The 10,087-nt window shown below is 40.0% G+C and carries 11 protein-coding genes and 1 tRNA gene; 5 read left to right on the top strand and 7 right to left on the bottom strand.

Annotation, left to right across the window (positions count from 1 at the left end; all coding sequences use genetic code 11):
- Window positions 1-201 precede the first annotated feature (201 nt).
- The 3 genes from JK188_RS14450 to JK188_RS14440 all read right to left on the bottom strand — a co-directional run bounded on the left by JK188_RS14450 (window position 202) and on the right by JK188_RS14440 (window position 1,716).
- Window positions 202-666: a GNAT family N-acetyltransferase gene (locus JK188_RS14450; RefSeq protein ID WP_211885163.1), complete on the bottom strand. Its 465-nt coding sequence runs from the start codon at window positions 664-666 to the stop codon at window positions 202-204.
- Window positions 667-724: 58 nt separating this feature from the next.
- Window positions 725-1,270, bottom strand: coding sequence for a GNAT family N-acetyltransferase (locus JK188_RS14445; RefSeq protein WP_211885162.1), 546 nt, complete (start codon window positions 1,268-1,270; stop codon window positions 725-727).
- 358 nt (window positions 1,271-1,628) lie between these two features.
- Window positions 1,629-1,716 (bottom strand) — tRNA-Ser (locus JK188_RS14440).
- A 194-nt stretch (window positions 1,717-1,910) separates the two neighbouring features.
- On the opposite strand from JK188_RS14440, the gene JK188_RS14435 reads away from it, so the two are divergent.
- A complete protein-coding gene (locus JK188_RS14435; RefSeq protein ID WP_036951672.1) occupies window positions 1,911-2,240 on the top strand; it encodes a TusE/DsrC/DsvC family sulfur relay protein in 330 nt (109 codons plus the stop codon).
- Window positions 2,241-2,247: 7 nt separating this feature from the next.
- Here the strand turns inward: JK188_RS14435 and JK188_RS14430 are convergent, their stop codons facing one another.
- A complete protein-coding gene (locus JK188_RS14430; RefSeq protein ID WP_230082502.1) occupies window positions 2,248-2,526 on the bottom strand; it encodes an acylphosphatase in 279 nt (92 codons plus the stop codon).
- A 217-nt stretch (window positions 2,527-2,743) separates the two neighbouring features.
- Between JK188_RS14430 and hspQ the strand changes: the two genes are divergently transcribed.
- A complete protein-coding gene (hspQ, locus tag JK188_RS14425; RefSeq protein ID WP_006813539.1) occupies window positions 2,744-3,064 on the top strand; it encodes a heat shock protein HspQ in 321 nt (106 codons plus the stop codon).
- Window positions 3,065-3,139: 75 nt separating this feature from the next.
- On the opposite strand, the gene JK188_RS14420 is transcribed toward hspQ, so the two are convergent.
- The gene (locus JK188_RS14420) at window positions 3,140-3,553 is read right to left on the bottom strand and encodes a CoA-binding protein (protein WP_211885161.1); all 414 of its coding nucleotides are present in this window, start codon (window positions 3,551-3,553) and stop codon (window positions 3,140-3,142) included.
- A gap of 130 nt (window positions 3,554-3,683) precedes the next feature.
- On the opposite strand from JK188_RS14420, the gene JK188_RS14415 reads away from it, so the two are divergent.
- Window positions 3,684-4,142, top strand: a complete 459-nt coding sequence (locus JK188_RS14415) for a methylglyoxal synthase (protein WP_211885160.1) — start codon at window positions 3,684-3,686, stop codon at window positions 4,140-4,142.
- Window positions 4,143-4,244: 102 nt separating this feature from the next.
- Here JK188_RS14415 and helD read toward each other — a convergent pair whose 3' ends face one another.
- A complete protein-coding gene (helD, locus tag JK188_RS14410) occupies window positions 4,245-6,299 on the bottom strand; it encodes a DNA helicase IV (RefSeq protein ID WP_211885158.1) in 2,055 nt (684 codons plus the stop codon).
- Window positions 6,300-6,422: 123 nt separating this feature from the next.
- On the opposite strand from helD, the gene yccS reads away from it, so the two are divergent.
- A complete protein-coding gene (gene yccS / locus JK188_RS14405; RefSeq protein ID WP_211885157.1) occupies window positions 6,423-8,573 on the top strand; it encodes a YccS family putative transporter in 2,151 nt (716 codons plus the stop codon).
- A gap of 66 nt (window positions 8,574-8,639) precedes the next feature.
- Here yccS and JK188_RS14400 read toward each other — a convergent pair whose 3' ends face one another.
- Entirely contained in the window at window positions 8,640-9,242 is a 603-nt protein-coding gene (locus JK188_RS14400; protein WP_187128929.1) for a TfoX/Sxy family DNA transformation protein, read from the bottom strand.
- Window positions 9,243-9,510: 268 nt separating this feature from the next.
- Here JK188_RS14400 and sulA point away from each other — a divergent pair, with 268 nt between their 5' ends.
- A complete protein-coding gene (gene sulA / locus JK188_RS14395; protein ID WP_211885156.1) occupies window positions 9,511-10,077 on the top strand; it encodes an SOS-induced cell division inhibitor SulA in 567 nt (188 codons plus the stop codon).
- Window positions 10,078-10,087: the final 10 nt, after the last annotated feature.

Here is a 10,087-nt window from a genome sequence, read left to right as displayed (position 1 = left end):
CTTAAAGGCTAACATTATGTGATTAGATCTAAATCACCCATTATGTTAGTAAAAAATACAGATTTTATGAGTGGCGTATGGGTAAGTTATATATTGATATTGCAGATAGGTGTTGAATTTCGAGAATTATGACTACGGTACAAAAATGTTAGAGGATGGCTTCACACATCAAAGCATCAATCAATACTCCGAATCATTTAACTATAATGCCAATCGAACCATCATTGCGTTATGGAGTTGCACTCCTTTCACAATAACTTCTCGACGTTCAACTATTTCAAATTGATGATTTTTAAAAAATTCTTCAGCTGATAAGCTGACATATGACCATAGCTTGTTGATGCTTTTCGTATTAGCCACTTCAACAAGTTTATTCATAAGTGCGGCACCAATTCCGCAGCGAGGCTTCATAACAAAAAAATGGTCAATATACCCGTCATCTTGAAGATCTGCATATCCAACAATCTCTTCATCAATATATGCAATAAACGGCTTTAATGTGTCCATTTTGCTTTGCCAATGCTCACGCTCATATAAATCAGGCGCCCAAGCTTCAAGCTGTTCTTCTGTATAATACGCAGCTGCAATACGATGAACTGAGGTATAAAATATTTCATGCAGTTTTTCTGCATTCTGAGGTTGATAAGACTTTATTTGAATTTTCATATAAATCAGATAGTCACACCTTCAATATCTTTTAAAAACAAGATATTACCCTACACAACTAGGGATGTTGTATTTTAATTCCATTTTCGGGCTTGCGCTTAAACATAATCGTCGTGGATTCAAGAATACCACCAACCGATTGAGCGAAATCAGGAATTTCACCACTTATCTGCCATCCAAGGGAATTATATAAGCTAACCGTTATCCCTTTAGTATTGGTATCCAATGTTAAAAGCCTCAATCCTAAGTTCCATGCAACTTGCTCAGCCTCTTGCATCAATTTTCTTGCAAGTCCTTTACGCCTATATTCAGGTAACACCAATAACTTACAAATTTCTCCTCGGTGTTTACCATTTGGTTTTGCGCATAATTCAAGACCAACAACCCCAACGATTTGATTGTCTAGCTCTGCTGAGATCAGCTTAAAACTATTCGTTGATAACGAATGATTGACGTCAATCCAATAGTTTCTCATCTCATTAATTTGAGCTTCTGCATCAGTATATCCAACGCTTGCACCGCCAAGGACGCACTTATAAAGTACGTTAACAAGCTCATCGATTTTATTTTCACTTAGTTTTTTATCATAGCAATTAATTATCATATTGAGGCCTCAAATTAGAGATACCATTACACAGAATATAATTAGATTTAATCTATGTCTTAATTGAGTTTGCTTGTAACCAAAATCTAGCGAATTGGTTCGAGTTTCCCAGATAATTTGGAGTTAGTTTAAGTATAGAGGGCTGAATTAATAGGGAATGTACAATATCTTTTGGCTTGTCACGCTTAATTGCTTTATTGGCTAGTTCCATAAACCGCCAGTATTGCATAGCGAAATAGTAGCGATTTAAAACGGTATCAGTAAACGTCGGTAGAATGAAATTTTGCTAGAGTGTTTGATAACCTTTGGAATTTATTTGGAATTGAAAGATTTCAGGAGACTTGATTGGAAGTGAAGATGGCGGAGGAGGAGAGATTCGAACTCTCGGATGGTTTCCCATCGGCGGTTTTCAAGACCGCTGCCTTCAGCCGCTCGGCCACCCCTCCGCAATGACGAGCACTATAATCATCTGCGCTTTCAATGTAAACCCCTAATTTGTTCGTTCGCTTTAAAAATAGACGCACATTGATTCAATGGATGAAATTATCAACATTTTTTCCTATTCCAACAGGGTTTACTTGGGTTATTGCTGGTTTTTTGCTAAATTTGCGGTCTACTTTTGTTTGGATAGAAATTAAGTATGTTGGTTTTTAATAATCAAGAAATTGAAACAGACTCGCAAGGCTACCTACTTGATAGCCAACAATGGAGCGAAGATCTTATTCCGCTACTCGCTGCGCAAGAAGAAATTGAACTCACTGACGAGCATCTCGAAATTATCCGTTTCGTTCGTGCGTTCTATTTAGAATTTAATACATCACCAGCGATCAGAATGTTAGTTAAAGCGGTTTCTCAGCAGTTTGGGGAAGAAAAAGGCAACAGCCGTTATTTATATCGACTGTTTCCTCAAGGTCCTGCGAAGCAAGCGACAAAACTTGCAGGTCTTCCTAAACCCGTAAAATGTATTTAAGAACACGCTAATAGCGGACGGAAAAATCCGCTATTGGTTCCGTATGCCAATTTTCACTAAAGTAGTGATCGATTTTAGCGCCTGGAGGCCCGCCTGCTTTCAGCCAGTCATCGACAAATTCAATATCCTGCTCGGAACCATAAATAGCCAGTTTCACACTGCCATCATCCCGGTTATAAACAAAACCTTTGATCCCATTTTGATTCGCCCAATGATAGGTTTGGTAACGAAACCCAACACCTTGGACTCGTCCATAAATATAGAAATAACGACCTGTTGCTGTCATATAAGCCTCCGATGTCATTACTTAATCAATTAAAACCCTCTGACGCAGTTGTTTTTTATTCATTCAGCAGATAATCTGATTATTGAGGCACTGCTTTTCGTTATTACTTAAAGACAGTGTATTGCGTTATGAGTAATTGTCCACACATTGGCTTGAAAACGCACAGCACTGCCCACATGTAGTTTACAGTACAAGCAAGGCTTTTAAGGAGGTCGCTATGATGATCACCAGTAAATATGGAATCGGGCAACAAGTCAGACACAAACTTCTCGGCTACCTTGGGGTAGTTGTTGATGTTGACCCTGAATACTCGCTCGACCAACCACATGATGATGACATTGCATCCAACAGTACATTACGCGATCTGCCTTGGTATCATGTCGTCATGGAAGATGATAATGGGGAAGCGGTTCATACTTATTTAGCAGAAGCACAGATTACTTATGAGATGACTGATGACCATCCAGAACAACCTTCTATGGATGAGTTAGCAGAATCGATAAGATCCCAACTACAAGCTCCGCGTCTACGTAACTGATCATGAACGCAATCCAGTAAAGCAGCCCACCAGCTGCTTTATTTTTTCACATTACCGTCGATGAACTCACGATGCTTATTTTTCTAAACCTAATGCTGGAATTTCTTGTTTAGGGCATTTATCCATCACGCACTGTAACCCCGCATTCACGGCAATTTTTTGTGCCTCTTCGCTAATAACCCCTTTTTGTAGCCATAAGACTTTAGCTTTAATAGCGACAGCTTCATGAGCAACACCGACTGCTGCATCAGCGTTTCTAAAAACATCAACCATATCAACAGGATTAGGGATTTCACTCAGCTGTGCATAAACTTGCTGTCCTAATAATGTTTGCCCCGCGAGCTTCGGACTCACCGGAATAACCTGATACCCCTGATGTAAGAGATATTCCATGACTTCATAGCTTGGGCGGTCTGTACGGTCACTCGCGCCAACTAATGCAATTGTCTTAACGCTCGTTAGAATTTCAGCAATTTCTTGATCTCTCATCAAAATATCTCCCAAAATCAGTAAACTATTCATATACATTATGATATATGTTGTACATCTTTGTTCACTCAATTTTTAAGATGCGTGACAGCTATCTATTTGTGATGCCAATCTTGTTTAAGGGAACCTCATGGAATCTACCACCCGAAAAATCGCAGCTTCAAAAAATATTGCTTTAGTTGCCCATGACCACTGTAAATCATCCTTGCTCGGTTGGGTAACCAAAAATAAAACGAAATTAAGCTCACACAAGCTGTTTGCAACAGGTACTACTGGGAGCTTAGTCAATAAAGAAACACGTTTACCCGTTACCGGTATGTTGAGCGGCCCAATGGGCGGTGACCAACAAATTGGTGCCATGATTGCAGAGCAGAAAATCGACCTACTCATTTTCTTTTGGGATCCGTTAAATGCCGTTCCTCACGATCCAGATGTCAAAGCGCTTCTGCGATTAGCCACTGTATGGAACATTCCTGTTGCCACTAACCCTGCTACTGCTGATTTTCTGATTACCTCCCCTTTCTTTGATGGGGAAATTGATATTGTGATCCCTGATTATCAAAGCTATTTAAATAAACGCACTAATTAATAGTACGCCTGAAAATAGTCGTAAATGAATAAAAAACTGCGCCATCAGTATACTCAATGGCGCAGTTTTCATTTTTAAGCTCTGAATTTTAATAAGCGATTTTTAAGGTTTTTTCTGTCTAGGTACGCCCATTTGCCTTAGCTCTTCAACAAATTCGGATGGATTATCAGGGTTATACAATAACCATGCTTGCTGCTTCGCTCTCGTCAACGCCACATAAAATAGTCGTCGCTCTTCCGCATGTTCAAAATGTTCTGGTTGCGGCAGCAAAGCGTCTTCAATAATCGACTCCCGCGCAGGCGCTGGGAATCCCTCTTTACCACCATTTAAACCACAAATAATGACATGATCCGCTTGTTGACCTTTCGATGCATGCATGGTCATAAATTGAATTTTCAATTTCGGCCAGCGTGTTTCCGCTTTATTAAGAATTTCCGGTTTTAAATAATGGTAACGAGCCAAAATTAAGATATTTTCATCATCTAAAACATAACCACTCATTTTATCCAGCAAACGCTCTAGCGCATCTTCATACAATAAAACAACTGATTTCTTATTACCTTTTGTTAGGCTATTTAATGGCTTATCTAACTGGCTTGGGTTCTGTAACACAAAACGATTCGCAACATCACCAATGCGCTCATTAAACCGGTATGTTGTATCTAATGCGCATAAATCCCCTTCACCAAAATGCGTTTTAAATGACGTCGTCAAATCCAATTCAGCGCCACTAAAGCGATAGATTGCCTGCCAATCATCACCAACCGCAAATAAACAGGTTTGCTTATTTTGTTGGCGTAATGCATGTAATAATTTGGCTCTCAGTGGTGAAATATCTTGGAATTCATCAACTAAAATATGTTTCCACGGGCTAATAAAACGCCCTTTTTCAATAATATTGACCGCTTGATGGATAAGACCGGAGAAATCAATCGCACCTTCATCTTTGAGAGCACTCTTCCAAGCTTTCAATAACGGAGCCATTAAACGAATTCGTTTTTGGAATAGCGCACGAATTTCTTCCCGCGTATTGTCAATCATCTCTTTTTGGCTACCGCCATGAGAGCGGATCAAACTCAACCAGCGTTCTAGTCGAACGACCACTTTGCGACTAATTTTTTCATCATTCCAAAACTCACCGTCAGGAATATTCCACTGCAATTCTTCTGACAGCCACTCTCGCCAACCTTTCGCTTGGGCTTTTTTACTGGAGCACTGCTCTCGCCATTCATTCAACAAGAGAGATTGACGTTTGTCGGTATCCGACTCTAACGCACTAATTACCGGTGACTTATTGCTACCTTCGCGGATAATCTGCAATGCAAGTGCGTGAAATGTCTTCGCTTCAATCTCTTTTTGTTGTAAACGAGACTGAATCCGCTCATTCATCTCTTCCGCAGCTTTACGCCCAAACGCCAACAATAAGATTTGCTCAGGTTTAGCCAGCTCTCTTAATAGAAGCCATCCTGCCCTTGCAACCAGCACCGATGTTTTTCCGCTGCCCGCTCCCGCTAAAACTAAAACATTATCTTCGCCATTAATGACTGATAATGATTGAGAATAATTTAATGGAGAGGATTCAATATGTTGGAAAAAATCATCGTAGCGCGTTAGAACTGACTGGCACCAATTCTGGTTATTTTGCTTACGGCATTGCTCACTATTCGTTAGCCACTGCCTGCAAAATTGGTAATGTGCGGCACAGTTTTCAAATAAAGGCATGCGAACGAGGGGTAAAGGAAGTGATGAAAACTGCTGAGTGATCCTTTCTTTTATTGATTGCAAGCTACGTAAACTTAACCACGCATCTTGCTGAGTTTGTTGTAAAATCGACTGGGTTAAAGACGTTAATACTTGAGCACTGACCTCGCTCATTTCGACGCTCCATTGCTGCCATTTTTCATTCAAAAAATGGTAGAAACGCTGAGTTTGTTTCCACTCTGTGCCGTGTAAACGAACGACTTGTTCATCTAAAACTTCAAATTCCAATTCCCCCCAGACGATCCCACGCTTACAGCGAATATCGACTAGCTCATTGAAGGGAATAAGATATTGATGGTTTTCACCACTAACTTCGATGCCTGCATTAAGTAAGCGAACCCGATTATAGGGATGCTGAGCCAGGCGCTGTCCAATCTGTGTCGATTTCAGTTCCATACGTTCTGCACCTGTGTGAATCATTCGTGAAAATAATCAAAGCATAATTGCTAATAGTTTTTTATTCTACGTAAACACGTTATTCTATATAGATAAGGATTTGTCTTACCACTGAGGTACTTTGTGCTAACGCTGCTAACCAGTTATCGTCGTGTGCTCTATAACAGCCATATTTTATATTATATCCGAATCTTAATTGCGCTGACAGGCACAACCTTGGTTCCATGGCTTTTAGGCTTAGAGCCTAAAGTCACGATCCCTTTAACTCTAGGCGTTGTCGCTGCCGCACTCACTGACTTAGATGATAGATTGACTGGCAGAATAAAAAATTTAATTATCACTTTATTCTGTTTTTTAATTGCCTCAGTCTCTATTGAGTTACTTTTTCCTTACCCCGTTTTATTCTTTTTTGGGTTAGCATTCTCAACCTGCGGTTTTATCTTACTTGGCGCATTAGGGCAACGTTATGCCACTATCGCTTTCGGTGCTCTGCTAATTGCAATATACACCATGCTGGGCGTACCTATTTTTGATACTTGGTATATCCAACCAGCGCTCTTATTAACTGGCGCCATTTGGTACAACATTCTCACTCTCATCGGGCATATCCTTTTCCCTGTTCGCCCACTACAAGATGCCATTACGCAGTGTTATCAGCAGCTTTCGGCTTATCTTGATGCAAAGGCAAACTTATTTGATCCTGATCTTGAAGATGACTATCAGCAATCAGTCTATGATTTAGCCTTAGTAAACAGTACGTTAGTCAGTACAATGAATCAGGCAAAAATATCGCTACTCAGCCGATTGAAAGGCGATAGAGGTCAGCGAGGCACGCGTAATACATTGCAATATTACTTTGTCGCCCAAGATATTCATGAACGAGCTAGTTCATCACATATTCAATATCAACAGCTTAGCCGTCGTTTACGTCATTGTGATATTTTGTTTCGCTTTCAACGCTTATTAACCATGCAAGCCAGAGCCTGCCAGCAGGTTGCTCAATCCGTGTTATGGCGCAAGCAGTATCAACATAATCCACGCTTTGAGCGCACATTTACGTATATTGAAAACTCCTTGCAGCTACTCCAGCAACAATCTCCTGAATTGCATGAAATCAAAGCATTACGAAATTTGCTAAAAAACCTCAAAGGAATTGATGTCCAACTAAAAGGCTTGAGCTTAGGCCAAGCTTCTTGGCAGCAAAATAATAAGCAAATTGAGCAGTTATCTGACGAATCAGTCTCGGGTATTCGTGATGTATTTGCCCGCTTCAAACATCATTTAACCCCAAAATCCTCGCTGTTTCGCCATGCAGTGAGAATGTCAGCCTTGCTTTGCACTGGCTACGTGATTATTCAATTATTTGATTTGGAACGCGGTTATTGGATCTTACTCACTAGCTTATTTGTTTGCCAACCCAACTATAATGCGACAAAGCGCCGTCTAGCATTACGTATTACAGGCACTTTGTTAGGCATAGCCATTGGGTTACCTTTACTCAATATCGTGCCATCCATTGAGGGGCAACTCACCCTAATCGTTATCACCGGGCTATTGTTCTTCATGTTCCGTAGCAGCCAATATGCTCAAGCAACACTGTTTATTACATTGCTAGTGCTATTTTGTTTCAATTTACTCGGTGAAGGTTTCGAAGTCGCATTACCTCGAATTATCGACACTCTAATTGGCTGTTTTATCGCATTACTTGCCGTCAGTTTTATTTGGCCTGACTGGAAATTTCGACAGTTACCGCAAGTAGTGCAGAAAACGATGGATAGCAACTGCCGTTATTTAGATGCGATTTTACAGCAATATTATCACGGTAAAGATAATAGCTTGGAGTACCGTGTTGCGAGACGTGACGCCCATAATAATGATGCAGAATTTGCTTCAATTGTTTCAAATATGGCATCGGATCCTAAGTCATACCAAATCACGCAAGAACAAGCGTTCCGCTTACTGTGTTTAAACCATACATTACTGAGCTATATTTCAGCACTCGGCGCCCATCGAGAGCAAATGCAAAACGAAGCGAATCTCACCTTATTAAATGATGCAATCTGCTATATCGAATCGTCTATTCAAGTCACATCCTTAGATCCCGCTATTATTGATGAAAAGTCAGAGCGCCTAAGAGTGAGCTTACTGAATCGCATTGACCATGCCTCTAGCGATGACGATGAGAAAACAGTCTTGATCATGGAACAAACTAAATTACTGGTTGAATTAATTCCTGAAATAAAATCAATGATTAAACAGATTAGCTTGTCATAAAATAAACTGATGAGCGGGCATTAAAACCTATAAATGGTCATGCCCGCTGATTTGAAAGAATGAAAATTAGTTCATGCTGTTAAACCAGTTAATGAGCTCCTGCCGAGTTCGAGAAGGTAATACTTCACTATGGCACCCCTCAATAGCCGCAGCCAATCCAATCAACTGTTTTACACTTGGTATCAGCTTCCCATGCTGTTTTAGTTTCAAGAAGCACGCTTTAGCCCCAATCATAATGAGGTCTTCAGCATGGAAAATCCCAATTTTCCCAAGCGCCCTCTCCATTGCCATGTTCATATTAGGCAAGTCCTTGATGCGTACCGCCGCTGACTCTCTTTGTTGAGTTTCTTCCATGGCTGAACGGTAAGCTAATTCAATAATGTGACTCAATATTGATGGGTTACACCAGGCCTCTTCCGGAAGTTGGTAATAGCGCATCTCTAGAGGAATGCCTCTTTTGCTGTATACCAACCGCTCAAACCCAACTGATTCAAAATAGCTACGAGAAAACAGGCACCCACGAACATAGAATTGCCCATCCAGTACTAACCCCACCAGTGCATTATCAATGCACAAACAGTATCCACCGAAATGGTTTTTCTTTTTTAGCGCGCCAAACTGCCCCAAAATTTGTTGTAAAAGGGAACTTCTTTCATTTTGTAATGACACTTTTCCATCTCCTTATGAATAAAAAAAACACAATCGTCCTTGAGCTTCAAGCAATAAAAAAACAACTGTTTTTACATATAATTATGTTTAATCGATTTTAAAGTTTCAGTTAAAAATGCCAAGTATAACTCGCATAAAAACCACAAAGTTGCGAAGCGCTTTGTAAAAATAGCCTTGATATTGTATAAATATACAGTTACTGTATGTTCATACAGCACTTATCTCCATGAAACATTGTTCTACATGTAAAATTGTAGCGAGGTGAATTATGAGTATTTCTACTTGGAATAGCGCAACAACACATTCTCTTAATCATTTTACTAATGATAGCTTCACGCATGATCGTCTTACACATAGCAATTTAGGAAACGTAACCCCAGCAATGAGTTTTGCTAATGGTGCAATACAACAAGGTATGGTGAGCGAGCTAGTCTATAACGAACAACACCCAATTATGGATTACATCTTGCTACCGATGTTGCGCCAGTTTGGTATTCAATCACGTTGGCTATTATGGCTGAGCCCAGATAAAAAACTGAGTAAACACTGGTTAGAGCAAGCTGGTTTACCCACCAACAAAATCATGCAATTTAACCAAGTTAATTCAATTACGACCATTGATGCCATGGAAAAAGCATTAAGAAGCGGTAATTACAGTGTCGTATTAGGATGGTTGCCAGAAATAAATGAGCAAGATTTTATTCTTTTACAAAATGCGGCAGAAGCAGGTCATTCGATGGGATTCATTATGAGACCAGAAAAAACATATAATACAAGCTCAGCGGATATTAGACATCAAAACCTTTTAAAGATTCACGCCAATAACATTCACTAAACAATAATAA

Origin of the sequence: Providencia sp. JGM181, from assembly GCF_018257375.1 — a bacterium.
GTDB lineage: Bacteria > Pseudomonadota > Gammaproteobacteria > Enterobacterales > Enterobacteriaceae > Providencia > Providencia lanzhouensis.
This window is presented reverse-complemented; position numbering and strand designations above follow the sequence as displayed.

Bases quoted from the DNA above. Each gene is read 5' to 3' on its own strand.
- sulA (WP_211885156.1), top strand. From the start codon at position 9,511: ATGAGTATTTCTACTTGGAATAGCGCAACAACACATTCTCTTAATCAT.
- JK188_RS14445 (WP_211885162.1), bottom strand. From the start codon at position 1,270: ATGATAATTAATTGCTATGATAAAAAACTAAGTGAAAATAAAATCGAT.
- helD (WP_211885158.1), bottom strand. From the start codon at position 6,299: ATGGAACTGAAATCGACACAGATTGGACAGCGCCTGGCTCAGCATCCC.
- JK188_RS14415 (WP_211885160.1), top strand. From the start codon at position 3,684: ATGGAATCTACCACCCGAAAAATCGCAGCTTCAAAAAATATTGCTTTA.
- JK188_RS14430 (WP_230082502.1), bottom strand. From the start codon at position 2,526: ATGACAGCAACAGGTCGTTATTTCTATATTTATGGACGAGTCCAAGGT.
- hspQ (WP_006813539.1), top strand. From the start codon at position 2,744: ATGATGATCACCAGTAAATATGGAATCGGGCAACAAGTCAGACACAAA.
- JK188_RS14450 (WP_211885163.1), bottom strand. From the start codon at position 666: ATGAAAATTCAAATAAAGTCTTATCAACCTCAGAATGCAGAAAAACTG.
- JK188_RS14435 (WP_036951672.1), top strand. From the start codon at position 1,911: ATGTTGGTTTTTAATAATCAAGAAATTGAAACAGACTCGCAAGGCTAC.
- JK188_RS14420 (WP_211885161.1), bottom strand. From the start codon at position 3,553: ATGAGAGATCAAGAAATTGCTGAAATTCTAACGAGCGTTAAGACAATT.